Raw genomic sequence first — 24,939 nt, 5'->3', positions numbered from 1 at the left:
GGAGGCCGTCCTTCCGTTCGGCCGGCTGCCTGTGGCGGCATGCTGCTCTCGACTGCGTCCTGCTTCCGAAGCGGCACTTTAGCCGGCGTGACGTGAATTGCCCAGCACGCCGGCGGCGCCGATCAGCGCACCGTGCCGCCGTCGCGCTGGCGCCTGGAGAACAGCTTGCGCACGCCGGCGACTAGGGCCATCAGGCCGACCAGCAGCAGCTTCCAGGCCTTGGCCAGCAGCAGGCCGAGCTTGGCGAACAGGCCCGCCTTGGCCGCCAGGCCGCCGCCGATCAGGGTGGCCACGCCGTAGCTGGCGATCTTGTCGGTGGAGGGGTTGTGGTCGGCGTAACGGGCGCCGCTGTCGAACTCGGCCATCGGCAGCAACTGCTGCATGCCCTCGCGCACCTGCGCCAGTTCGCCCATGCCCGAGACCGCATTGAGGCTGAGGTAGCCATGCCGTCCGAGCACGCGTATGTCGTAGTTCAGGGTGTGCTCGCCCTCGCCCGCGAACGCCAGTTCGCGCGCCCAGTACAGCTTCTTGCTGCCGGTGTCGTAGCGCGGCGGCACCGCCCAGCCGACCAAGTCGACCTGCTCGTAGCCGGCCTTCTTGCGCTGCGCGTTGGACTCGCGCGTCTCCTCCTGCATGTCCTTGAGCATGGCCTGGTAGTCGATCTTGCTGGCGTCCTCGTCGGACACGTAGCCATCGTCGGAATAGGTGACGACCACCGCCCAACTGCCCTTCTCGTCGAGTGCGGGCTGGCGCGGCACGATCAGGCCCAGCACGTCGTCGTCCGGCGGGTTGCCCCAGTAGCTCTCCAGCACCTTGCGCGCGTCGGCCTTGTCCAGGAAGCGGAACGCCGGGCCGAGATCGAAATGCACCTTGGCCTGCGGCAGTTCGATATGGCTGTTGCGGAAATGCAGTGAGCCGACGAACTGTTCGGCGGTCATGTCCGGGCCGCTGTCCTGGGCCAGGGCCGAGCCGGCAGTGGCGCACAGCGCACAGAAAAAAGCGGCCAGCAGGCCGCGCAGCGAGGTCTTGAGCATTGGCGATTCCATTCGTTCGGTGGCGTCCCCACGCCAGAGGCGCCTAGTGTCGCGCAGGCGTGCATGGCGCGCCAGTCGCGCGCGCGCCCGTTTGCCGGTCCACGGCGCCGCGCGGCGTCCTGCCGGCGATGCGCCGGCAGCGCTCAGACGGGTGAGGCCGATGCAGGTCCGAGGCCGGCGTCGAAGGCGGCCAGCAACTGCGCGCCGTGCGGCCATGCGCCCAGGCCGCTGGCCGCATTGAGATGTCCCAGTCGGTCGAGTTCGACCAGCCCGCTGCCCCAGTCGTAGGCGCAGCGGCGGCTGTAGGATGGCGTCGCGTAGGGATCGTCGCTGCTGGCCACGATCAGGCTGGGAAACGGCAGGCGCGCCGTCGGCACCGGGACGAAACTGGCGGCCAGCGCATGCGGGAACGCGTCGCTGTCCGGATCGGGAACCGCGACCAGGAAGGCGCCGCGCGGCAGGCGGTCGGCGCGCGCAGCCCAATGCGCGACCAGCAGGCAGCCCAGGCTGTGCGCGACCAGCAACGGCGGCGTGGCGCAGTCCTGCACGCAGCGGTCGAGCGCGCGCAGCCAGTCCTGCAGTTGCGGGTGCGCGAACGAGTCCGGTTGCAGCCGGCGCATGCGCGTGTCCTGCCGCTGCCAGAGGGTTTGCCAGTGCTCCGGCCCCGAGTCGCCGATGCCCGGCACGATCACCACGTCCTGCATGCGCTACGCTCCGTCGAAGAAAGCATGAGTGTCGCGCGGCCTGTCCGGCATCGCCATGGCGATGCATCGGCCGATGCAGCGTTTTTCCGATGAATCCACGGTGCGTGACGAGGGGCGAGGCGAGTGGCGGCGAAGACCTGGCGGGGCGATGCCCTGGATTACGCGATCCTGGAGGCGCTGCAGTGCGACGGACGTATCGCCCTGGCGGCGCTGGGGCGGCGCATCGGGCTGTCGCAGCCGGCGATGTCCGAGCGCGTGCGCCGGCTCGAGGAACAGGGCGTGATCACCGGCTATACCGCCCGGGTCGATCCGCGCGCGCTGGGCCTGGCGACCTCGGCCATCGTCCGCCTGCGCACCACGCATGCGCAGATCGGCGCATGCCTGGAACTGTTCGCGCAGATGCCGCAGGTACTGGACGTGCATCGGGTCACCGGCGAGGACTGCTTCGTGCTGCGCGTGCTGGTGCCCGCGCCGGCGCAGCTGGAGCCGGTCATCGACGCCCTGGCGCGCTTCGGTGCGGTGACCACCAGCGTCGTGCTGCGCAGCGAGACGCCGCGCCCGATCGGCCGTGCGCTGATGGCGTTGGCGGCCGAGTAGCGGCGCCGCCGCCTACTGCGGCGACGCCGCGGCCGCGGCCAGGTAGCGGTCCTTCAGTCGCACGTAGTGCTGCGCGGAGTAGTGCAGGCTCTCGATCTCCTTGTCGCTGAGCATGCGCGCCTTGCGTGCGGGATTGCCCAGCCACAGCTCGCCCTCGCCGACGGTCTTGCCCGGGCCGAGCACCGCACCGGCGCCGACGAAGCCGTATTTCTTCACCGTGGCGCCGTCGAGGATGCACGCGCCCATGCCGATCAGGCACAGGTCCTCGATGGTGCAGGCATGGATGATGGTGCCGTGGCCCACGGTCACGTCCGCGCCGATCAGGGTCGGGTAGCCGGCCGCGTTGAACGGGCTGTGGTGGCTGACGTGGATGATGGTGCCGTCCTGGATGTTGCTGCGCGCGCCGATGCGCACGTGATTGACGTCGCCGCGGATCACCGTGCCCGGCCACACCGACACGTCGTCCTCCAGCACCACCTCGCCGATCACGGTGCAGGCCGGGTCCACATAGACGCGTGCGCCCAGTTGCGGGGTCTTGTCGAGGAACGGACGGATCGGGGACATGGCGCTCTCCGGCGGTAGGGCGGCCGGCGGCCACGCGGCTGCCGATGATAGCGCGGTGGCCCGGGCCGGCCGCCGCGCGCCGGCGGGTCCGGGAAACGCCGATGTGCACGGTGTTGTGCGATAAACGCACCGCCAATCGATATTCGCACTTGAATGGTGCACTGCGATAAAACTAGCGTTGCCGCTGTTCCGGCGCCGTGCCACGGACGCGACGGCGTCCGGCGCGCAGCCGCCGGTGCGGTCCCGATCCTGTTGGAGATGGTGCATGTCCCCTGTGTGTTTCCGTGGCCTGGCCGTGCTCGCGGCCCTGCTTCCCGGCGCCGTGTGCGCCTACCAGGCCGAGCCGCCGCCGCCGGAGCGCAGCGTGCTGACCGTGGACCGCTACGCCGACGACGACGCCCCGGGCTCCCTGCGCTGGGCGATCACGACCGCCAACCAGGCCCCCGGCCGCTACCGCATCGAGATCGCCGCGGTGGGCGCGCCGCCGTACGTGATCCGCCCGCGCGCGCCGTTGCCGGCGCTGCAGGGGCCGCTGCAGGTGGTCGGCCTGGCGCGCGCGCGCGACGGCCAGTACATCGCCATCGACGGTGCCGGCTACATCCGCGGCAAGGGCACCGCCGCCTGCCCGGGCGCGGAGAAGGGCCAGTTCGGCACCAACGTGCGCAGCACCACGCTGCCGGGCCTGGTGCTGCGCGACACCCATGGCGTGGAACTGAGCGGCCTGGAGATCCGCAACTTCTGCATCGGCGTGCTGATCAACCGCGCCAGCGACAACGTGCTGCGCGACAACCGCATCGTCGCCAACCACGGCGGCGCCGGGGTGATGCTGACCGGCGACGACGGCAACGGCCAGTCCACCGCCACCACCACGGTGCGCAACCGCATCGTGCGCAACGACTTCCTCGACAACGGCGACGGCCTGGAACTGACCCGCGGCGCGGCCTGGAACCTGGTGGCCGACAACGTGTTCCGCTCCACCGACGCCAACCCCGAGCCCTCGCAGGGCATCGAGATCCTGTGGGGCAACGACAACACGGTGCTGCGCAACCGCTTCGAGCGCTATTCCGACGGGCTGCAGATCAACTGGGGCAACCGCAACACCATCGCCGACAACGACTTCGCCGGCAATTCGATCGGGGTCAGCGTCACCGGGCGCGACAACCTGATCGAGGGCAACCGCCTGGTCGGCAATGGCATCGGCATCGCGGTACGCCCGCAGCCGCGCAGCGAACCCAACCGCTTCAGCGCCAACCTGCTGTCCGGCAACGGCCTGAAGATCGAACGCTGTTTCGCCGGCGGCACCTGCGTCCCGGGCCAGCCGCGCGGCGCCATCGTGTTCGGCGTGCCCGGCCTGGAGCATGCGCCCTTCGTCGGCTCGCGCGGCATCGGCGTCGATCCGGATCCGCGCAAGCGCGCGGCGATCTGCGGCGCCGCGGCGGCGGAGGGCTGCCAACCGCCGCCGAACTTCGGCCAGGCCGCGCCGCAGTTGCGCGCGATCGAACGCGACGCCGGCACGCCGCGGGTGCAGGGCAGCTTCGTCGGCCGTCCCGGCCACCTCTACACGGTGGAACTGTTCGGCAACCGCCGCCCCGGCGACGACGAGGCCGAACGCTATCTCGGCCGCGTCGAAGCGCCGGTGGATGCGCAGGGGCAGGGCCGGTTTGTGGTGCCGCTGGACGGCGATGCCACGGAGTTGGCCACGCTCACCGCCACCGTCACCAGCGACGACGGCGCGACCTCGCCGCTGAGCGCACCGCTGGCGGTGGCGCCGTGAGCCGCGCTGCATTGGCTGGCGCTCGCGCTCGCGCGGTGCGACGCCCGCCGTCGTTGCCGGCCTGGTCGCTGCTGGCCGCGGCCGTCGCCTTCGTCCCGGCGGTCGCCGCCGCGCAAGACGCCACCGATCTGGCGCACAGCACCTTCAGCGGCGACTGGAACGGCACGCGCAGCGACTGGCTGCAGCGCGGCGTCGCCGTACGCGGCGACTACGTCGGCGAAGCCATGGGCGTGGTCGACGGCGGCCGCGGCGAGCGCGGCGCGCGCTATGCGCAGCAGGTGCGGCTGGGCGTGGACCTGGACCTGGCGAAACTCGCCGGCTGGGGACGGCGGCGCGCTACATGTGACGGTCAACGACCGCCGCGGCCGCAGCACCTCGGCCGACCTGCTCGGCAACCGCTTCCCGATCCAGGAAGCCTACGGCGGCCAGTTCACCCGGCTGACCGAACTGAGCTACGACCGCCGCTTCAACGACGGGCGCAGCTACATCAAGGCCGGCTTCTACGCGATGGGCAACCAGTTCGGCGCGCACACGCTGCTGACCAACTTCGTCAACGCCGCGTTCTGTGCGCATCCGCTGGCGATGTCCGGCAACAGCGGCTGGTACAACTATCCCAACGCGCGCTGGGGCGCGGAGGCGGCGCAGCAACTGACGCCGTCGACGAACCTGCGGGTCGGCTGGTTCCAGGTCAATCCCAGCACCAACAACAACGTGCACACCGCGTTCGACCTGGACGCGCGCGGCACCACCGGCTCGTTGTTCCCCGTCGAGCTCACCTGGACGCCGGGCGCCGGCGGTGCCTATCCGGGCACCTACAAGTTCGGTGGCTACTACGACTCCTCGCGGGTGCCGCGCAAGGGCCTGGATCCGCGTGCCACCACCGGCCGCGACGGCGCCTACCTGCTGGTCGAACAAAAGTTGTACTCGCCCGGTGGCGAGCGCGGCCGCGGCCTGACCGGCTTCGCCCAGTACATGGTCTCCGACCGCGCCACCGCGCAGATCACCCGCTGGTACGCGCTGGGCGGCGTCTACCAGGGCATCGGCCGGCGCAGCCAGGACCGCATCGCCCTGGGCTATGTCGGCGCCGACATCAACCATCGCCTGCTCGACGCGCGGCGCGCGGCGCTGCTCGATGCCGGCGTGCCACCGGACGCGCCGGTGTTCGCGCTCGACACCGCCGAGGAACTCTACGAACTGTCCTACAGCGCACAACTCACCCCGTGGCTGATGCTGCGGCCGGATGTGCAGTACATCGTCAACCCCGGCACCTTCGCCTATGCGCGCACCGACAACGCGCTGGCGGTGGGGCTGCAGGTCAAGCTCACCTTCTGAGCGCGCGCTGCGCGCCTTCTTTGCAGGCCGATCCCGATGCCCCTGTTTCCTTCCCGACTGACCTTGCTGTGCTGCGCCGGCCTGCTGCTGGCCTCGCCGCTGCAGGCCGCGGCTGCGGCGCCTCCCGCAACTGCGCCGGCGTCGCCACCCACGGCGACCCCGTTGCCGGCGCCGCACGTCCTGCAGATTCGTGGGCTCGCTATCGGCGCCGGCCTGCCCAAGATCATCGTGCCGATCACCGCGAAAGACGCCGAGCAGGCGCTGGTGCAGGCGCAGCGCATCGCCGCCTCGCCCGATGCGGATCTGGCCGAATGGCGCATCGATCTGATGGACGACGCCACCGATGCGGCGGCGCTGGCGGGATTGGGGCCGCGCCTGGCGCAGGCGCTGCACGGCAAGCCGCTGCTGCTGACCTTCCGCACCAAGGCCGAGGGCGGTGCGGCGGCGATCGACGATGCCGCCTACGGCGCGCTGTACGCCCGCCTGCTGGAGGCGCGCTTCGCCGACCTGCTCGACGTGGAGATGTTCCGCGATCCGGCGGTGGTGCGGCAGCTGGTGGAGCATGCGCACCGGCAGGGCGTGTACGTGGTGATGTCCAGCCACGACTTCCACGCCACTCCGCCGGTGGCGGAGATCGTGGCGCGGTTGCAGCGGCAGCAGGCACTGGGCGCCGACGTGCTGAAGATCGCGGTGATGCCGCGCGATCCGGGCGACGTGCTGCACCTGCTCGACGCCACCTGGCAGATGCGCCAGCGCAGCGGCCAGCCGTTGCTGACCATGGCGATGGGGCCGCTGGGCGCGGTGTCGCGGTTGTCCGGCGGTACCTTCGGGCAGAGCCTGACCTTCGGCATGCTCGGCAGCGCTTCGGCGCCGGGACAGATCGACGCGGCGCGGTTGCGGCAGGCGCTCGACGCGCTGCAGGCCGCCGCGCCCTCCAAGTAATCCCGCGACGCCGCGGTTCTCGTTCGCCGTTCTTGCAGGAGTGTTGCCATGAGCCATGCCGCCGCCCCGCCTTCCGCGCTCGTCCTGGACCGCATGAGCGGTTTCCAGTGGACGGCGATTGCGGTCTGCGTGCTGTTGAACATGCTCGACGGGTTCGACGTGATGGTGATGGCGTTCATCGCCCCGCACGTGTCGGAAGCCTGGCACCTGTCCGGCAAGCTGCTGGGCATCGCGCTCAGCGCCGGGCTGGTGGGCATGGCGCTGGGCTCGCTGTTGCTGGCGCCGCTGGCCGACCGTTGGGGCCGGCGCAACATGATCCTGTGCTGCCTGGCGATCCTGACCGTGGGCATGGCCGCCTCGGCGCTGGCGCAGGACATCTGGCAACTGGCCGCGCTGCGCGTGTTCACCGGCATCGGCATCGGCGGCATGCTCGCCGGCGTCGGCGTGATCACCGCCGAATACGCGAGCCCGAAGTGGCGCAGCACCGCGGTGGCGCTGCAGGCCACCGGCTATCCCATCGGCGCCACGCTGGGCGGCTTGATCGCCGCGATGCTGCTGGAACGCTGGGGCTGGCATGCGGCCTTCCTGTTCGGCGCACTCGCCTCGCTGCTGTGCATCCCGGTGGTGCTGGCGCTGCTGCCCGAGTCGTTGGACTTCCTGCTCAGCCGGCGCCCGCCGGATGCGCTGGCGCGGCTCAACGTGCTGCTGACGCGCATGCGCGCACCGACCCTGGATGCCCTGCCGCCGCGCCCGCCGGTGCAGGAGAAGGCGGGCTACGCGGCGCTGTTCACCCCGCGCCTGCGCCGCAACAGCGTGCTGATCGCGCTGGGTTTCTTCATGCACATGTTCGCGTTCTATTTCGTGCTGAGCTGGACGCCAAAGCTGCTGGTGCAAGCCGGGGTGTCGGCCGAACAAGGCGTCACCGGCGGCGTGCTGCTGAACCTGGGCGGCATCGTCGGTGGCGCCTTGTTCGGCGGTCTGGCCGCACGCTTCGCACTGCCGCGCTTGACCGCGGCCAGCTTCCTGATCGCCGCACTCGCGATGGCGGCGTTCGCCACGCTCGGCGCGCAGCTGCAGTTGGCCTTCCCGGTGGCCTTCGTGATCGGCGCGGCGCTGTTCGGCTCGATGGCCGGCCTGTATGCGGTGGCGCCGATCGTGTTCGCGCCGACCGTGCGCACCACCGGCCTGGGCTGGGCGATCGGCATCGGCCGTGTCGGCGCGATCCTCTCGCCGATGACCGTCGGCGTGCTGGTCGACGCCGGCTGGCAGCCGGCCAACCTGTACTACGTACTGGCGTTGCCGCTGCTGGTGGCCATTGCCGCGGTGCTGACGATGCGGCTGCAACCGTCGCGTTGAGGCCGGGGCGGGGCGGGCGCGGGTCTGTTCCAGTCTTCGGGAACAACGCGCTTTGCGACGCGACCTGGGCCGCGTCACCCGATCGGCGCCGCTGCCAGGCGCCCTGACCCACGTCTGGTCCAACACGCTGCGCCTCGGTCGAGGCGCTGTGAGGTCTCACGAACGCAGGGCCATCCATTGCCGGCAATGGCGTGCCGTGTTCCTACTTGGCGTCCGGCAGCGCGTAGGCAATCACGTAGTCGCCGCGGTCCGGCGACTGCCGCGCGCCGCCGGCGGTGATCACGATGTACTGCTTGCCGTTCTTGGCCGACAGGTAGGTCATCGGCCCGCCCTGGCTGCCCACCGGCAGCCGCGCCTTCCACAGTTCCTTGCCGGTGCCGCTGTCGAACGCACGCAGGTAGTAGTCCTGGGTGCCGGCGATGAACACCAGGCCGCTCTGCGTGGCCAGGGTGCCGCCCAGGGTCGGCATGCCGATCGGAATCGGCAGGTGCATCTTGAAGCCGAGCGGGCCGGTGTCCTGCACCGTGCCCACCGGCACCTGCCAGGCGATGCGGCGGGTCTTCAGGTCGATCGCGCTCAGCGTGCCGAACGGCGGTGCCTGGCAGGGGATGCCCAGCGCCGACAGGAAGCGGTTCTTGTTGACCGCGTACGGCGTGCCCTTCAGCGGCACTGCGCCCATGCCGGTGTTGACCGCCTCGCCGCCGCTGGAGGCCGCCGCCTTCTCGGCCTTCTGCGGAATCATCTGCACCCACAGGCCCAGGCGCATGTCGTTGGCGAACACCACGTCGTGCAGCGGATCGACCGACAGCCCACCCCAGTTCATGCCGCCCAGCGAGCCGGGGAAGCTCAGCGACACGTCGGTGCCGGGCGCGGTGTACAGGCCCTCGTAGCGCATCTGCTTGAAGGCGATGCGGCACAGCATCTGGTCCAGCAGGGTGGCGCCCCACATGTCCGCCTCGGTCAGATGCTTGGTGCCGATCTGCGGCATGCCCACCGACAGCGGCTGGGTCAGCGCATACGGTTCGTGCGGGATGTCGGCGGCCTTCACCGGCACCTCGCGGACCTCGGTCAGCGGCTTGCCGGTGGCACGGTCGAGCACGTACAGCTGCCCGGCCTTGGTGCCGATGATCAGCGCCGGCACGCGGCGGCCGTCGGCCATCGGGAAGTCGATCAGGCTCGGCTGCATCGGCAGGTCGAAGTCCCACAGATCGTTGTGCACGGTCTGGTAGACCCACTTGACCTTGCCGGTGCTCGCGTCCAGCGCGGTGATCGAGGCGCCGAAGCGGTGGTCCAGCGCGGTGCGCTCGGCGCCGTACAGGTCGGTCGACGGGCTGCCCATCGGCAGGAACACGGTATTGGAGGCGGCGTCGTAGGACATCGGCGCCCACACGTTCGGCGTGCTGCGCACGTAGGACGTGCCCGCGGCCGGCGGTTGCGTGTCCTGCGGGTTGCCCGGGTCGAAGGCCCAGCGCTGCGCACCGGTGATCACGTCGAAGCCGCGGATCACGCCGCCGGGCATGTCGGCCTGGACGTTGTCGGCGACGCGGCCGCCCACCACCACCGTGGTCCCGGCCACGGTCGGCGCCGAGGTCAACTGGTACAGGGGATCCGGCGCAGCGCCGAGGCCGGCCTTCAGGTCGACCTGGCCGTTCTGGCCGAAGCCGCTGCAGAACGCGCCGGTGTCCGCATCCAGCGCGATCAGCCGCGCGTCGATGGTGTTGGTCAGCACGCGGCGCCGGCAATTCGCGCCGGCCGGCAGCACCGCCGCCGCGACCGGCGAGGCACCGGCCGCGCTGGGCTGCGCCAGCGGCGCATCGGTATCGAAGTAGGCCAGGCCGCGGCAACGCTGCCAGACCGAGGACTGCGCGTTGATCGCGCGCTTCCACAGTTGCCGGCCGCTGCTGGCATCCAGCGCGATGACGTTGTTGTGCGGGGTGCACACGTACAGCGTCTCGCCGATCTGCAGCGGGGTGGTCTGGTCCTCGGCGCCGTTGCCGTCGCTGAGGGCGATGTCGCCGGTGCGGTAGGTCCAGGCCACCTGCAACTGGCTGACGTTGCCGCGGCCGATCTGGTCCAACGCGGCGAAGCGGCTGCCGCCGGCGGTGTTGCCGTAGTGGCTCCAGTCGCGTTGCGCCTGCGCCGGGGTCACCGGTACCGGTGCCGGGCCGGGGCCGCTGGCGGCCACCGGCGGGTGCGGCACGAACATGCCGGCCAGGCCGCCGGCGCAGGCCAGCGCCAGCACCGCCGCCAGTGCATACGCACCGCGTCCGCCGGGCAGGCCGCGGGCGCGGCGCAGGGTCGGGTAGACCAGGGCGACCAGCAACGCCAGCACCGCCGGCATCATCAGCCGCGACACCAGCGGCCAGAACGCCAGGCCCGCGTCCCAGTACGCCCAGGGCACGCTCAGCACGAAGGCCAGCGCGTAGAGCCAGGCGCCGGCCGGGCGCCGCCGCAGCACCAGCAGCGCCGAGGCCACGCAGGCCGCGCCCATCGCCAGGAAGTAGACGCTGCCGCCGAGCGTGGCCAGGCGGATGCCGCCGACCAGCAGCGCCAGCCCGATCAGCGCCAGCAGCAGGCCGACGCTCCACAGCACGATCCGGCCGCCGGCCGACACATCCGATTGGGTTTGCACGTTTTCGATCCTCTGCAGGGTAGGCGCGCGGCGTCCGCTGCCGGGCCACGACGGCGGCGAGGGCGGGGCGTGCGCACGATGGCATGCCGCAACTCGAAAGAGCGTCGGCAGGCTGGGCGATTATCGCATTTGTGTTCGGTAATAGAACGAATGGCCATGTTCGACGGCGCGATGCTGCGCGCCGGCTCCGACGTTTCTCCGACCTTGGTGAAGCCCGTACAACACACCGTTACAGCGATGGTGCGATGCGACACATCGGTGGAGTAGCGTTGCGCGTTTCTTCCCAGCCGCACTCCCCATGTCCGACCTCTTCCAGGCGCCTCGTCGTCCCGTTCGCTGTGCCCTGTTGCTGGCCATTGCCGTGGCCGGAGGCTGCTCCGGCGACAAGCCGGCGTCCGCGCCGCCGCCGCGGGTGGGGGTGCTGACCCTGGGCGCGCGCACCCTGCCGGTCGAGCGCACCCTGGCCGGTCGCACCGTGGCCTACGAGACCGCCGACGTGCGCCCGCAGGTCGGCGGCCTGCTGCGCCAGCGCCTGTTCCAGGAGGGCCAGGAGGTCAAGGCCGGGCAGGCGCTGTACGTGATCGACCCGGCGCCGTACCAGGCCGCCTACGACATCGCGCGCGGCAACCTGGTGCAGGCCGAGGCGGCGCTGGCCAGCGCGCGACCCAAGGCCGAGCGCACCCGCAGCCTTACCGACATGGACGCGGCCAGCAAGCAGGACGCCGACGACGCGGTGTCCGCGCTGCGCCAGGACGAGGCGGCCGTGGTCGCGGCCAAGGCGTCGTTGCAGGCGGCGCGGATCAACCTCGACTACACCCGCATCACCGCGCCGATCTCCGGCACCATCGGCACCTCCGCCTACACCGTCGGCGCGCTGCTCACCGCCGCGCAGGACGCGGCGCTGACCACCATCCAGCGGCTGGACCCGATCTACCTGGACGTCACCCAGTCCAGCACGCAGATGCTGGCGCTGCGTCGCCAACTCGATGCCGGGCAGATCCACGCCATCGACGGCAAGGCGCAGGTGCAGGTGCGGCTGGAGGACGGCAGCACCTATCCGCATGCCGGCACCCTCGAATTCGTCGGCACCCAGGTCAACGCCGGCACCGGCAACGTCACCCTGCGCGCGGTGGTGCCCAACCCCGAGCACCTGCTGCTGCCGGGCATGTATCTGCGCGCGGTGCTGCCGATGGCCACCGACCAGGGCGCGGTGCTGGTGCCGCAGCAGGCGGTGACCCGCGACAGCAAGGGCGAGCCGCTGGTCAAGCTGCTCGACGCGCAGAACAAGGTGGTGGAGCGCCACATCCGCACCGGCGAGGCGGTCGGTCACGACTGGGTGGTGGAGTCCGGGCTCAAGCCGGGCGAGCGCCTGATCGTGGTCAACGGCAGCCGCGCCGAACTCGGCAAGCCGGCGCAGCCGTATCCGGTCACCGCCGCCCAGCTCGATGCCGCGCCGGCGCTGCCGGGCGACGACGCCCAGGCCGACTGAGGACTCCCGCATGTCGCGCTTCTTCGTCAACCACCCGGTGGTGGCCTGGGTCATGGCCATCGTCATCGTCCTGATCGGCATGCTGGCCATCCATGGGCTGCCGGTCGAACGCTATCCGCACATGGCGCCGCCCACCATCACCGTGCGCGCCACCTACACCGGCGCCTCGGCGCAGACGGTGGAGAACACCGTCACCCAGCTGATCGAGCAGTCGCAGCAGAGCCTGGACCACCTGCTGTACATGACCTCCACCAGCGCCTCGGACGGCAGTGCGCAGGTCAACCTGGTGTTCGAGACTGGCACCAATGCCGACACCGCGCAGGTGCAGGTGCAGAACCAGTTGCAGTCGGTGATGTCGGTGTTGCCGCAGGCGGTGCAGCAGAACGGCCTGGTCATCACCAAGTCCAGCGGCTCGCTGTTCGAGGTGGTGGCGTTCACGTCCGACGACGGCAGCATGGACAACTTCGATGTCGCCAACTACATGGAATCGAACATCGACGACCAGATCAGCCGCGTCAGCGGCGTCGGCAACATCCAGCCGATGGGCTCGGAATACGCCATGCGCATCTGGCTGGACCCGGAGAAGCTGCGCAAGTACGCGCTGATGCCATCGGACGTGGAGAACGCGCTGCAGTCGCAGAACACCGACGTGTCGGCCGGCGAGATCGGCGGCCAGCCGGCGCTGCGGGGGCAGCGTCTGGACGCCACCGTGACTACCCGCAGCCGCCTGCAGACCCCGGCGCAGTTCGGTGCGATCGTGCTCAAGAGCGACGCCAGCGGCGCCGCCGTGCACCTGTCGGACGTGGCCAAGATCGGCCTGGGCCCGGAGACCTACGACAGCATCACCCGCTTCAACGGCAAGCCCTCGGCCTCGCTGGGCATCGAGCTCAACTCCGACGCCAACGCGGTGGAAACCTCCAAGGCCATCGACCAGCGCCTGCAGGAACTCAAGCAGTACTGGCCGCACGGTTTCAACTACCACATCGCCTTCAGCACCACCCCGTTCGTCACCACCTCGATCAAGGAAGTGGTCATCACCCTGATCGAAGCGGTGTTGCTGGTGGTCGCGGTGATGTACCTGTTCCTGCAGAACTGGCGCGCCACGCTGATCCCGACCATCGCCGTGCCGGTGGTGCTGATGGGCACCTTCGGCGTGCTCGCCGCCTTCGGTTACTCCATCAATACCCTGACCATGTTCGCGATGGTGCTGGCGATCGGCCTGCTGGTCGACGACGCCATCGTGGTGGTGGAGAACGTGGAGCGGGTCATGGGCCAGGAAGGCCTGCCGCCGAAGGAGGCGACGCTGCGCTCGATGCAGCAGATCGGCGGCGCCCTGGTCGGCATCGTGCTGGTGCTGACCGCGGTGTTCGTGCCGATGGCGTTCTTCAACGGCGTCACTGGCGTGATCTACCGGCAGTTCTCCATCACCATCGCCGCTTCGATGATCCTGTCGGTGCTGGTGGCGATGACCCTGACCCCGGCGCTGTGCGTGACCATCCTCAAGCCGCTGCACCAGGGCGAGGCGCCGATCGGGTCGCACGGCCGCCTGGGCTGGTTCTTCGTCTGGTTCAACACCCGCTTCCGGCACCTGTCCGAGCGCTACCGCACGCTGGTCGAGCGGGTGCTCGGCCGGCGCGCGCTGGGCCTGATCGCCTATGCGCTGCTGATCGCGGTCACCGGCCTGCTGCTGTGGCGCCTGCCCGGCGCGTTCCTGCCCGACGAGGACGAGGGCATGCTCAACGTGCTGGTCAAGCTGCCCGCCGGCTCCACCCTGGAGCAGACCCTGGCGGTGACCGACCGGCTGACCAAGGCCGCGCTGAAGGACCCCGGCGTGCGTTCGGTGCTGTCCTCGGCCGGCTTCAGCGTCACCGGCGCCGGCCAGAACGTCGGCATGGCGTTCGTGCGCCTGAAGGACTGGGACGACCGCGACGACGATGCGGCGACCATCGCCGACCATCTGAACAAGGCGCTGGCCGACGTGCCCGACGCGGAGCTGTTCGTGACCTCGCCGCCGGCGATCACCGGCCTCGGCGACGCCTCCGGTTTCACCTTCGAACTGATGGACTACGAAGGTGCCGGTCACGCCGCCCTGGTCGCCGCGCGCGACAAGCTGCTGCGGCTGGCCCAGCACGATCCCAAGCTGATGAACGTGCGCTACGCCAGCCTGGAAGACGCGCCGGTGTACGCGGTCAAGATCGACGACGCCAAGGCGCAGGCGCTGGGCGTGGACCCGGGCGACATCAACGCCACGCTCAACAGCGCGCTCGGCGGCGACTTCGTCAACAACTTCATCTACAAGGGCCGCATCAAGAAGGTCTACGTGCAGGGCGATGCCGACGCACGCATGGCGCCGCAGGATCTGGACCGCTGGACGGTGCGCAACGGCGGCGGCGACATGGTGCCGATGTCGGCGTTCACCCGCTCGCACTGGACCAGCGCGCCGGCGGCGCTGGAGCGCTACAACGGCGTGTCGGCGATGGAGCTGACCGGCCAGGCGGTGCCCGGGGTCAGCTCCGGCGCGGCGATGGACGCGATGGCCGAACTGAGCAAGCAACTGCCGCACGGCTTCGGCTACGCGTGGTCGGACATGGCCTATCAGGAAAAGCTGTCGGCCAACCAGGCGCCGGCGCTGTACGGGATCTCGCTGCTGTTCGTGTTCCTGTGCCTGGTGGCGTTGTACGAGAGCTGGTCGATCCCGTTCGCGGTGATGCTGGCGGTGCCGGTGGGCGTGTTCGGCGCGGTGTTGCTGATGACCTTGCGCGGCCTGGAGAACGACGTCTACTTCCAGGTAGGCCTGCTGACCACGGTGGGCCTGGCGGCGAAGAACGGCATCCTCATCGTCGAGTTCGCGCGCGACCTCGAGCACCGCGGCGAAAGCCTGCTCGCCGCCACCCTGCACGCGGTGCAGATGCGTCTGCGGCCGATCCTGATGACCTCGCTGGCGTTCCTGCTCGGTGTGCTGCCGCTGGTGTTCAGCAAGGGCGCCGGCTCGGCCGCGCGCCACTCGCTGGGCACTGGCGTCACCGGCGGCACCCTGGCCTCGATCACCCTGGGCCTGTTCTTCGTGCCGTTGTTCTACGTGATCGTGCGGCGGATGTTCCCCGGGCCGGCGGTCGCCAACCCGGAGACGCAGGCATGAGCGCCGCATCGCGCATGAGCGTGGCGGTGGCCACGCTGCTGGCCCTGTCCGGCTGCACCCTGGCGCCGACCTACGTGCGCCCGGCGGCGCCGGTGCCGGCCGATCTGGCGGCGGTCGACGCGGCGCCCGCCGCGGGCACCGCCACCGACACCCTGGCGATGCCGGACTGGCAGCAGGTGTTCCTGGATCCGCGACTGCGCCAGACCATCGCGCTGGCCTTGCAGAACAACCGCGACCTGCGCGTGGCGATGCTGTCCATCGACAAGGCGCGCGCGCAGTACCGCCTCCAGCGCGCCGCGCAATTGCCGTCGTTCGATGCCAACGCCAGCGTGAACCGCAGTCGCACCAGCGCCGCCAGCAACGACGACGGCGTTCCCGAGGTCAGCACCAGCGACACCCTGCAGGTCGGGCTCAGCAGCTGGCAGTTGGATCTGTTTGGACAACTGCGCAGCCTCAAGCAGGAGGCCCTGCAGAACTGGCTGTCCAGCGCCGAGAACCAGCGCAACGTGCGCCTGACCCTGGTCGCCCAGGTCGCCGCGGCATGGCTGACCGTGGGCGCGGACCAGGAACAACTGGACCTGGCGCAGCAGACCCTGGACAGCCAGACCCAGACCCTGCAACTGACCGAGCGTCGGCACGACATCGGCAGCGCGTCCGGGCTGGACCTGGCGCAGCAGCAGACCAGCGTGGAGTCGGCACGTGTCGCCGTCGCCAGCGCCGCCACCCAGCTGGCGCAGGCGCGCGATGCGTTGCAGCTGCTGGTGGGCGCACCGGTCGATGCGGCGCTGCTGCCGACCGCGCAGGCCATGCAGGGCAGCGTCGCACTGGCGGGGCTGCCGGCGCACCTGTCCTCGACGGTGTTGCTGCAGCGCCCGGACGTGCTCGCCGCCGAGCACACCTTGCAGGCGGCCAATGCCGACATCGGCGCCGCGCGCGCGGCGTTCTTCCCGTCGCTGAGCCTGACCGCGTCCACCGGGCGCAGCAGCGATGCGCTGTCCACGCTGTTCTCCGCCGGCAGCCGCACCTGGTCGTTCGTGCCCAGCATCACCGCGCCGATCTTCCACGCCGGTGCGCTGAAGGCCTCGCTGGACGCCTCCAAGCTCGGCAAGGACATCGCCGTGGCGCAGTACGAGAAGGCGATCCAGTCGGCCTTCGCCGAAGTGGCCGACGCCCTGGCCACGCGCGATCACCTGCAGTCGCAGCTGACCGCGCAACAGGCCCTGGTCGACGCCAGCCAGCGCAGCTACACCCTGGCCGACGCGCGCTACCGCGCCGGCCTGGACGGCCACCTGCCGGTGCTGGATGCGCAGCGTTCGCTGTTTGCCGCGCAGCAGGCGCTGATCGCGCTGCGCCTGCAGGACGCCAGCAACCGCGTCACCCTGTACCAGATGCTCGGCGGCGGTGCCGACGCGCAGGCCGCCGCGCCCTGAGCACGGCGGCAAGCAGCAACGCGGACGCAGCGCTGCATGGCCAAGCTGCCCACGCCGCGGGGCGGCGTGGTCCCTCCGCGGACGGCATGGACGCTTCCGTCCATCGGCGCCGTCCGCGCTGTGTCCGACCCCGTCCGCAGCGTTGCGGCGGGGCCGGATCCACTCAGCCCTTCTTCTTTTCCTGCTTGGCCGCGCGCTTTTCCTTCAGCGTCTTGGTCGGCTGCTTCTTCTCGCTCTTCTTCTGATCCATGCCCTTGCTCATGACACCCTCGTGACGTTCATGCTGTGGAAACCCGGACTCTGCCGCACTGGCGACGACCGTGGCCGTCACTCTACTCCGCCGGCGCACGCCGGCGCTGCGATTGTTTGTCGACGGGCGCGGCGCGGGGGTGGGCCATAATCCCGGCTCCACCCCAAGGTGCCCGTATCTGATGAAGATCCCCCCGAGCCTGCAGCCGCTGATCGACGATGGCGTCATCGACGGCGTGCTGCGCCCGCTCAAGAGCGGCAAGGAGGCCGCGGTCTACGTGGTCCAGGCCGGCGACGACGTGCTCTGCGCCAAGGTCTACAAGGACATGGCGCAGCGCAGCTTCCAGGCCCGCGTGCAGTACCAGGAAGGGCGCAAGGTGCGCGGCAGCCGCCAGGCGCGGGCGATCGGCAAGGCCAGCAAGTTCGGCCGCCGCGAGCAGGAAGCCGCGTGGAAGGACACCGAGGCCAACGCCCTGTACCAGCTGGTCGATGCCGGCGTGCACGTGCCGCAGCCGCGCGGCTACTTCCATGGCGTGCTGCTGATGGACCTGGTCACCGATGCCGACGGGCAGAGCGCGCCGCGGCTGGGCGAAGTCGAGCTGGAACCGGCGCAGGCGGAGGCCTTCCACACGCAGCTGGTCGGCGACGTGGTGAAGATGCTGTGCCTGGGCCTGGTCCATGGCGATCTGTCCGAATACAACGTGCTGGTCGGCGCCGATGGCCCGGTGGTGATCGATTTCCCGCAGGTGGTGAGTGCCGCCGGCAACAACGCCGCCCGCACCATGCTGCTGCGCGACGTGCACAACCTGCGCGACTGCCTGGGCCGCTTCGCGCCCGAGCTCAACGCCACCCATTACGGCGAGGAGATGTGGGCGCTGTACGAGAAGGGCACGCTGCGCCCGGACAGCGTGCTCACCGGCCGCTTCACCTTCGATACCCGCCGTGCCGACGTACGCGCGGTGCGCGCCTCGATCGAGGACGCGCGGCAGGAAGCCATCATTCGCCAGCAGGGCCGCGAGGCCGCCGAGCAGGACGACTAGGGCTGTCATTCCTCCCACGCGCATGCCGCGCCGTAAACGAACACGTGGCCCAGTCTCTCTGCCTGGGCGACCGCATGCAGCAGGCCCGCGGCCGCCTGCAAGGCGCCCATGGCCTCGGCGAGACTGACCGTATCTGCTGATCTGCTGATCGGGGCCTGTGCGATTGCACCGAATCCAATATCGCCACGTGACCACAGGCGCGCGACCGTGCCCTTCGGTTGGGGCTGATCAACGCGCCGCCGACACAGCGCGGCGTGACCGGACGCCAAGCGGGCGCTGCGACCCACAACGCCAGCGGACGCTCGCCAACCTCGACGCGGCGCACCTGGGAATAGGTGGCACGCCGTGGCGCGAGCCCCATTCGCGCACGCCCATGCTGCGCCGCAATGCGGCGGCGGTGCAGGTGCGATACCGGCCAGCGTGCGCGGCAAGCCGCGTGAAGCCTTGCCACGCCTGCATTGCGCGCACCTCTTCGCCCCCGCGACCGGCCGCCTGCCGCTGACCCGCCAAGCGCCGTGATGGTCGTTCCATTTCGCTTATTTGCGAAAATGGTTATAGACAATAACAATTTGGCCGACGCCGCTTGTGCAGCCGCCCCGGGAGGGCCACCCATGTATTTCGATCCAGACGTCGTCCGTTTCTTCGCCCTGGCGCAGCAGTCCGGGCAGCCACCGATGGAGGAACTGCCCTTGCCCGAGGCGCGGGCGATGATGCGTGGCGTCGCTGCGCAGTTCGGTTTCCCGCGTGTGGAAATGGCAGAGGTCCGCGACCTGCAGGCGCCGGGTCCGGCCGCGCCGATTCCGCTGCGCCTGTACCGTCCGCACGGCCTCGACGCAGGCCCGGCGCCGACCTGCCTCTACGCGCATGGCGGCGGCGGCGTGGTCGGCGACCTCGACTCGCACGACGACGTGTGCCGACAACTGGCAGCGCGTGCCGGCTGCCAGGTGCTGGCGGTGGACTACCGGCTGGCGCCCGAGCATCCGGCGCCGGCCGGCATCGAGGACGTGATCGCCGTGTTGCACTGGTTGGCCGCGCACCCGGGCGAGGTCGGCGCCGATGCGCAGCGCCTGGCCGTCGCCGGCGACAGCATGGGCGGCGCCCTGGCGGCGAGCGCCGCGCTGGCCGCGCGCGATGCCGGCATCGCCCTGCGCTGCCAGATCCTGATCTATCCGCTCACCGACGTGCGCCCGGACAATCCCTTCCCCTCGCGCGTACACAACGCCGGCATCCCGCCGCTGACCGAAGCGGCGATGCGCTTCTTCGACAATCAGTATCTGCCCGACCCGTCGCTTGGGTCGGACTGGCGCATCTCGCCGGTGGTCGCGCCGGACGTGGCCGGCGTCGCCCCGGCGCTGGTGGTGCTGGCCGACCGCGACGCGCTGCACGACGAAGGCCTGCACTACGCGCAGCGCCTGCGCGAGGCCGGCGTGGAAACCCTGGTGCGTGTCCACCCCGGCATGATCCACGGCTTCATCAACATGGGCAGCGTGATGCGCGTGGCCGGCGAAACCCTGGACCTGGCGGCGCTGTTGCTGCGACAGCGTCTACTGCCGGTGGTCGTCCGGGACTGAATGCCGCACGGCGCGATCGCAATGCATCGCGCCGTGTACCGCCCGCATGCTGTAGTAGCGGCTTCAGCCGCGGCAGGCGTTAAGGGAACCTGTCGCGGCTGAAGATAGGGGACTCCTAACGATGCACGGTCGGTTGCCGGCACGGACGTGTCGAACTGCTTGTTCTGGCAGGGACTTCGGACCCGAGCGCTCCGAGGTCCGATCGCCGGCCCACTCCGCTCGTCGCGGCTGAAACCGCTCCCGCAGGTGCGGCACTCGCCTTGTCGGAGGACTGCACTGTGGGAGGGACTTCAGTCCCGACGACGGAGGGTGTCAGTCGGCTTTCGGCTTCGCTTGTCGCGGCTGCATGACAGTGGACGCCTACGCGAATGCCGCGGGCGATGCGCGTCCGGGGCAGATCACGCCACCCGGCTGCGCCGCGCCCGTTCCAAGTGCACCAGCAGCAGCGAGATCGCGGCCGGGGTCATGCCGGGGATGCGCTGCGCCTGGCCTACGGTCTGCGGACGCACGCGCTCGAGCTTCTGCTGCACTTCGGCCGACAGCCCGCGCACCTGCGCGTAGTCGAACGTGGCCGGGATCGGGGTGTCTTCGTGGCGCTGCTGGCGCGCGATCTCTTCGCGCTGGCGGTCCAGGTAGCCGGCGTACTTGATGCCGATCTCCACCTGCTCGGCCACCTGCGTATCGGCCACGCCCGGGCCCAGCGACGGCACCCGCATCAGCGCGGCGTAGTCCAGCTCCGGGCGCTTGATCAGGTCCAGCACATTGGTTTCGCGGCTCACCGCCACGCCCAGCGTGGCCGCGACCTCGCGGCCCAGCGCGTTGCCCGGCGTGGCCCACAGCGCGCGCAGGCGCTCATTCTCGCGTGCCACCGCCTCCTGCTTGGCCTGGAAGCGCGCCCAGCGCGTTGCATCGACGATGCCCAGGTCGTGGCCGATCCCGGTCAGGCGCGCGTCGGCGTTGTCCTCGCGCAACTGCAGCCGGTACTCGGCGCGGCTGGTGAACATGCGGTACGGCTCGCTGGTGCCGTGGGTGATCAGGTCGTCGATCAGCACACCGATGTAGGCCTGGTCGCGGCGCGGCGACCACGGCTCCAGCCCGCGCACCTGGCGCGCGGCGTTGAGGCCGGCGATCAGGCCCTGCGCGGCGGCTTCCTCGTAGCCGGTGGTGCCGTTGATCTGCCCGGCGAAGAACAGCCCGGGCATGGCCTTGGTCTCCAGCGAGGCCTTGAGCCCGCGCGGGTCGAAGAAGTCGTATTCGATGGCGTAGCCGGGGCGGGTGATATGGGCGCGCTCGAAGCCGCGGATCGAGCGCACCAGCTCCAGCTGCACGTCGAACGGCAGCGAGGTGGAGATGCCGTTGGGGTAGATCTCGACCACGTCCAGGCCTTCCGGCTCGACGAAGATCTGGTGGCTGGCCTTTTCGGCGAAGCGCACCACCTTGTCCTCGATCGAGGGGCAGTAGCGCGGGCCGATGCCCTCGATCTGCCCGGTGTACAGCGGCGAGCGGTCCAGCGCGCCGCGGATGATGGCGTGGGTGCGCTCGGTGGTGTGGGTGATCCAGCACGAGACCTGGCGCGGATGCTGGGCGACCTCGCCCAGGAAGGACATCACCGGCAGCGGATCGTCGCCGGGCTGTTCCTCCATCGCCGTGTAGTCCAGGCTGCGCCCGTCGATGCGCGGCGGGGTGCCGGTCTTGAGCCGGTCCACGCCGAAGCGACCGTCGCGCAGTGCCTGCGCCAGCGCGGTGGCCGGCGGATCGCCGGCGCGGCCGCCGGCGTACTGGGTCTGGCCGATGTGGATCTTGCCGGCCAGGAAGGTGCCGGCGGTCAGCACGACCGCCGCGGCCTCGAAGCGCAGCCCGGTCTGGGTCAGCACGCCGCGCACGCGCTCGCCGTCCATCACCAGGTCGTCCACCGCGGCCTGGAACAGGGTCAGGTTCGGCTGCGCCTCGACCAGGCGCCGGATCGCGCTGCGGTACAGGTTGCGGTCGGCCTGGCAGCGGGTCGCGCGCACCGCCGGGCCCTTGGAGGCGTTGAGGGTGCGCCACTGGATGCCGGCCAGGTCCGCGGCCTGGGCCATCGCCCCGCCCAGCGCGTCGATCTCCTTGACCAGGTGGCCCTTGCCGATGCCGCCGATGGCCGGGTTGCAGCTCATCGCTCCCACCGTCTCCACGTTGTGGGTCAGCAGCAGGGTGCGCGCGCCGGCACGCGCGGACGCCAGCGCCGCCTCGGTGCCGGCATGGCCGCCGCCGATCACGATCACGTCATAGCGGTAGAAGGAGTCGCTCATCGGGGTCTCGTCGGCCGGCGCGGGACCGGCAGCAGGGGCCGCAGGCGGGATCGCCAAGGGCGGAAACAGGAATTTTAGCGGTTGCATCACAAATTGCAGATCCGGGCCTCAAGTTGGCACGCAATCTGCAGATATTCCCACTGCACCCAACGTGGCAATGCGTCAGGGGCGTATGACTGGAATTGGAACAGGGGCCAGTCACGCGCACGTTGGGGGAGCTGGGGGCCGGTAGTCGGGGGACTACCGGCCCTTTTTTATGCCCGTCTTTCGCGCATCGCCGGCGCCGCGCCAGCAACGGCAAGGCCCCAACGCGAAAAGCCCCGGCGAACCGGGGCTTTTCGTTGTGAGGCGCCGACGCCCGACAGGGCCGGAACAGGGGGGATCCAGATTTCCCTGTCGGACATCGACATAGACAGTGGGGTCGACCCCTTCGGGTCATAAAGCGACGCAGACGGTCACCCCGTAGGACGTAGAGTGCGTGCTGGGACAGGCGAACGCAAGCCCTTTCTCAGGGTTCGAGTGTGCGACGTGTCCCATTGCTGCGACCCATATTGCCGGGGCGCGGCGCCGGCGGACGCTGCATGCCTTCCGGACGCTGCATCGCTGGCCGCGCCGGCTGCATGGACTGCGGCCGCGGCGCCGAATTCAGCGCGTCCGGACGGCGCAGGCGATCCATGTCGCGCCAGGGCGAGGGCACCCGACCGCCCACGCTGGGCGGCGGCGGAGGCGGGCGCGAACCACCGTCGTCCGGCCGCGGCCGCGGCGGCGGGCGGTGACGCGGGCCGTCGTAGCCACGGTAGTAGTAATACGGCACGCCATACCCGTAGTAGCCGTAGTACGCCGGGCCGTAGCCGTAGTAGGGCACCGCCCCGTAGGGCGAGTAGTACTCGGAGTAACCGGCCGGATAGCGGTATTCGACCGAGGGGGCGCCACGGTAGTAGCCACCGTCGCCGCCTCCGGCGTAATCGTAGGTGGCGCAGCCGCCCAGTGCGGCCAGCAGTCCAGCGGCGCAGATCAGGCGCAGTTTCATGGCGTTTGCCCTCCAGCAGGCTGGCTGACAGGTTCGGTCCGTGGCATTGAATCCCCCCTTAACTTCATCGGCTGCACTTGAACGCTTAAGTTGCGCGCAACGGCGGCGAACCGGCACGGTTGGCGGACGCTGCACGTTGGCGACGATACGCTACCCTTTCGCGCATGGTCTCACGTTTTCTGCCCGAGTTCGGCGACGTCCTGGCGGCCGCCGCACGCATTGCCGCGCACGCGCGGCCGACCCCGGTGCTGCGCTCGCGGGCGCTGGATGCCGCCACCGGCGCGCAGCTGTACTTCAAGGCCGAACACCTGCAGCGCGGCGGCGCGTTCAAGTTCCGCGGTGCCTGCAACGCGGTGTGGGCACTTGACCCGGCGCAGGCGAAGCGCGGTGTGGTCACCCACTCTTCCGGCAACCACGGCGCGGCCCTGGCCCTGGCCGCGCGCACCCGTGGCATCGGCTGCCATGTGGTGGTGCCGGAGGGGGCGGTCGCCGCCAAGCTCGCCAACATCGCCCGTCACGGCGCCACGCTGTGGCGCTGCGCGCCGAGCATCGCCGCGCGCGAGGCGCTGTGCGCCCAGGTGCAGCGCGATACCGGCGCGACCCTGGTGCATCCCTATGCCGATCCGGCGGTGATCGCCGGGCAGGGCACCGCCGCGCTGGAACTGCTGGACGCCAGCGGTGGGCTGGACCTGCTGGTGGTGCCGGTCGGCGGGGGTGGCCTGGCCGCGGGCAGCCACCTGACCCTGTCGGCGCGGGCGCCGCAGGCGCAACTGCTGCTGGCCGAGCCGGCCGGCGCCGCCGACACCGCGCGTTCGCTGGCCGCCGGCGAGCGCCGCGTGGACATGGTCCCGGACACCGTCTGCGACGGCCTGCGCGGCAGCCTGGGCGAACCCAACTTCGCCCTGTTGCATGGCCATGCCGAGGTGTTGGTGGTCGAGGACGCGGCGACCGTGGCGGCGATGCGGCTGCTGTGGCAGGTGCTCAAGCAGGTGGTGGAGCCGTCCTCGGCGATCGCCCTGGCGGCGGTGCTGGCGCAGCCGGCGCGCTTCGCCGGGCGCCGGGTCGGGGTGATCCTGTCCGGCGGCAACGTCGACCTGGACGCCTTGCCATGGGGCGCGGCATGAGCGCGCGGGGCGGCTTCCGCTGGCTGCGCTGGCTGCTGCGCCTGGCGGCGTTGCTGGGGCTGTGGCTGCTCGGCGTGGCGATCTACATCGTCTGGGTCGGCGACCGCGACCAGGCGGCGCCGGCGGACGCGATCATCGTGCTCGGCGCGGCCGCCTACGACGCCAAGCCGTCGCCGGTGTTCGAGGAGCGCATCCGCCACGGCCTGGACCTGTACCAGCGCGGCTACGCGCCGACCCTGATCTTCACCGGCGGCTTCGGCAACGGCGCGCGTTTCGCCGAGTCGCAGGTGGCCCGCCGCTACGCGCTCCGCCACGACGTGCCGGCCGACGCGATCCTGATCGAGACGGTGTCGCGCACCACCCGGCAGAACCTGATCGAGGCGCGCCGGCTGATGCGCGAACACGGCCTGCACCGGGTCATCGTGGTCAGCGATCCGCTGCACATGGCGCGGGCGCTGCGGCTGTGCCAGGAACTGCAGATCGACGCGCTGGCGTCGTCGACGCCGAGCAGCCGTTTCCGCAGCTTCCAGACCCGCTGGCGCTTCCTGCTGCAGGAGCTGTACTTCTTCCACCGCGACCTGTTCGAGCAGGCCGCCTGAGCGCGGTGGCCAGACCGTATGATGGGCGTTTCCACGGCCCGAGGG

The 24,939-nt window shown here is 70.6% G+C and carries 18 protein-coding genes; 12 read left to right on the top strand and 6 right to left on the bottom strand.

Annotated features, from left to right (window positions below; genetic code table 11):
* Nucleotides 1–122: 122 nt before the first annotated feature.
* Nucleotides 123–1,046 (bottom strand): DUF2167 domain-containing protein, encoded by a 924-nt coding sequence (locus GGR64_RS17190; protein WP_184647340.1) that lies wholly within the window; start codon nucleotides 1,044–1,046, stop codon nucleotides 123–125.
* 131 nt (nucleotides 1,047–1,177) lie between these two features.
* A complete protein-coding gene (locus GGR64_RS17185; RefSeq protein ID WP_160968724.1) occupies nucleotides 1,178–1,738 on the bottom strand; it encodes an alpha/beta fold hydrolase in 561 nt (186 codons plus the stop codon).
* A gap of 123 nt (nucleotides 1,739–1,861) precedes the next feature.
* Between GGR64_RS17185 and GGR64_RS17180 the strand changes: the two genes are divergently transcribed.
* Nucleotides 1,862–2,335 carry an Lrp/AsnC family transcriptional regulator gene (locus GGR64_RS17180; RefSeq protein WP_160962554.1) on the top strand — a complete coding sequence of 158 codons (474 nt, stop codon included), beginning with the start codon at nucleotides 1,862–1,864 and terminating at the stop codon, nucleotides 2,333–2,335.
* Between the two features lie 12 nt (nucleotides 2,336–2,347).
* Here the strand turns inward: GGR64_RS17180 and GGR64_RS17175 are convergent, their stop codons facing one another.
* Nucleotides 2,348–2,899: a gamma carbonic anhydrase family protein gene (locus GGR64_RS17175; RefSeq protein ID WP_184647338.1), complete on the bottom strand. Its 552-nt coding sequence runs from the start codon at nucleotides 2,897–2,899 to the stop codon at nucleotides 2,348–2,350.
* A 265-nt stretch (nucleotides 2,900–3,164) separates the two neighbouring features.
* Here GGR64_RS17175 and GGR64_RS17170 point away from each other — a divergent pair, with 265 nt between their 5' ends.
* The 4 genes from GGR64_RS17170 (at nucleotide 3,165) to GGR64_RS17155 (ending at nucleotide 8,303) form a co-directional block, all read left to right on the top strand.
* Nucleotides 3,165–4,673, top strand: a complete 1,509-nt coding sequence (locus GGR64_RS17170) for a NosD domain-containing protein (RefSeq protein ID WP_184647336.1) — start codon at nucleotides 3,165–3,167, stop codon at nucleotides 4,671–4,673.
* Between the two features lie 342 nt (nucleotides 4,674–5,015).
* On the top strand, nucleotides 5,016–6,005 hold the full coding sequence (locus GGR64_RS17165; RefSeq protein WP_326520366.1) for a carbohydrate porin: 990 nt from the start codon (nucleotides 5,016–5,018) through the stop codon (nucleotides 6,003–6,005).
* Nucleotides 6,006–6,041: 36 nt separating this feature from the next.
* A complete protein-coding gene (aroD, locus tag GGR64_RS17160; RefSeq protein ID WP_260303144.1) occupies nucleotides 6,042–6,947 on the top strand; it encodes a type I 3-dehydroquinate dehydratase in 906 nt (301 codons plus the stop codon).
* A gap of 48 nt (nucleotides 6,948–6,995) precedes the next feature.
* A complete protein-coding gene (locus tag GGR64_RS17155) occupies nucleotides 6,996–8,303 on the top strand; it encodes an MFS transporter (RefSeq protein ID WP_184647334.1) in 1,308 nt (435 codons plus the stop codon).
* Between the two features lie 202 nt (nucleotides 8,304–8,505).
* On the opposite strand, the gene GGR64_RS17150 is transcribed toward GGR64_RS17155, so the two are convergent.
* Nucleotides 8,506–10,935 carry a membrane-bound PQQ-dependent dehydrogenase, glucose/quinate/shikimate family gene (locus GGR64_RS17150; protein WP_326520365.1) on the bottom strand — a complete coding sequence of 810 codons (2,430 nt, stop codon included), beginning with the start codon at nucleotides 10,933–10,935 and terminating at the stop codon, nucleotides 8,506–8,508.
* A 346-nt stretch (nucleotides 10,936–11,281) separates the two neighbouring features.
* On the opposite strand from GGR64_RS17150, the gene GGR64_RS17145 reads away from it, so the two are divergent.
* The 5 genes from GGR64_RS17145 to GGR64_RS17125 all read left to right on the top strand — a co-directional run bounded on the left by GGR64_RS17145 (nucleotide 11,282) and on the right by GGR64_RS17125 (nucleotide 19,853).
* Nucleotides 11,282–12,424, top strand: a complete 1,143-nt coding sequence (locus GGR64_RS17145) for an efflux RND transporter periplasmic adaptor subunit (RefSeq protein WP_276568308.1) — start codon at nucleotides 11,282–11,284, stop codon at nucleotides 12,422–12,424.
* A 10-nt stretch (nucleotides 12,425–12,434) separates the two neighbouring features.
* The gene (locus GGR64_RS17140) at nucleotides 12,435–15,563 is read left to right on the top strand and encodes an efflux RND transporter permease subunit (RefSeq protein WP_184647330.1); all 3,129 of its coding nucleotides are present in this window, start codon (nucleotides 12,435–12,437) and stop codon (nucleotides 15,561–15,563) included.
* Complete coding sequence (locus tag GGR64_RS17135) at nucleotides 15,560–16,993, top strand: efflux transporter outer membrane subunit (protein WP_184647328.1); 1,434 nt, start codon at nucleotides 15,560–15,562, stop codon at nucleotides 16,991–16,993. The genes GGR64_RS17140 and GGR64_RS17135 overlap by 4 nt, the downstream gene beginning before the upstream one ends.
* A 431-nt stretch (nucleotides 16,994–17,424) precedes the next feature.
* Complete coding sequence (locus tag GGR64_RS17130; protein WP_184450029.1) at nucleotides 17,425–18,282, top strand: PA4780 family RIO1-like protein kinase; 858 nt, start codon at nucleotides 17,425–17,427, stop codon at nucleotides 18,280–18,282.
* 611 nt (nucleotides 18,283–18,893) lie between these two features.
* Nucleotides 18,894–19,853, top strand: coding sequence for an alpha/beta hydrolase (locus GGR64_RS17125; protein WP_184647326.1), 960 nt, complete (start codon nucleotides 18,894–18,896; stop codon nucleotides 19,851–19,853).
* Nucleotides 19,854–20,251: 398 nt separating this feature from the next.
* Here GGR64_RS17125 and mnmG read toward each other — a convergent pair whose 3' ends face one another.
* On the bottom strand, nucleotides 20,252–22,141 hold the full coding sequence (gene mnmG / locus GGR64_RS17120; RefSeq protein ID WP_184647324.1) for a tRNA uridine-5-carboxymethylaminomethyl(34) synthesis enzyme MnmG: 1,890 nt from the start codon (nucleotides 22,139–22,141) through the stop codon (nucleotides 20,252–20,254).
* A 508-nt stretch (nucleotides 22,142–22,649) separates the two neighbouring features.
* A complete protein-coding gene (locus tag GGR64_RS17115) occupies nucleotides 22,650–23,171 on the bottom strand; it encodes a hypothetical protein (RefSeq protein WP_160968700.1) in 522 nt (173 codons plus the stop codon).
* A 164-nt stretch (nucleotides 23,172–23,335) separates the two neighbouring features.
* Between GGR64_RS17115 and GGR64_RS17110 the strand changes: the two genes are divergently transcribed.
* Nucleotides 23,336–24,295 carry a pyridoxal-phosphate dependent enzyme gene (locus GGR64_RS17110; RefSeq protein ID WP_184647322.1) on the top strand — a complete coding sequence of 320 codons (960 nt, stop codon included), beginning with the start codon at nucleotides 23,336–23,338 and terminating at the stop codon, nucleotides 24,293–24,295.
* Nucleotides 24,280–24,894, top strand: a complete 615-nt coding sequence (locus GGR64_RS17105; RefSeq protein ID WP_184647320.1) for a YdcF family protein — start codon at nucleotides 24,280–24,282, stop codon at nucleotides 24,892–24,894. The genes GGR64_RS17110 and GGR64_RS17105 overlap by 16 nt, the downstream gene beginning before the upstream one ends.
* Nucleotides 24,895–24,939: the final 45 nt, after the last annotated feature.

It is taken from the genome of Xanthomonas sp. 3307, from assembly GCF_014199735.1.
Lineage (GTDB): Bacteria > Pseudomonadota > Gammaproteobacteria > Xanthomonadales > Xanthomonadaceae > Xanthomonas_A > Xanthomonas_A rydalmerensis.
This window is presented reverse-complemented; position numbering and strand designations above follow the sequence as displayed.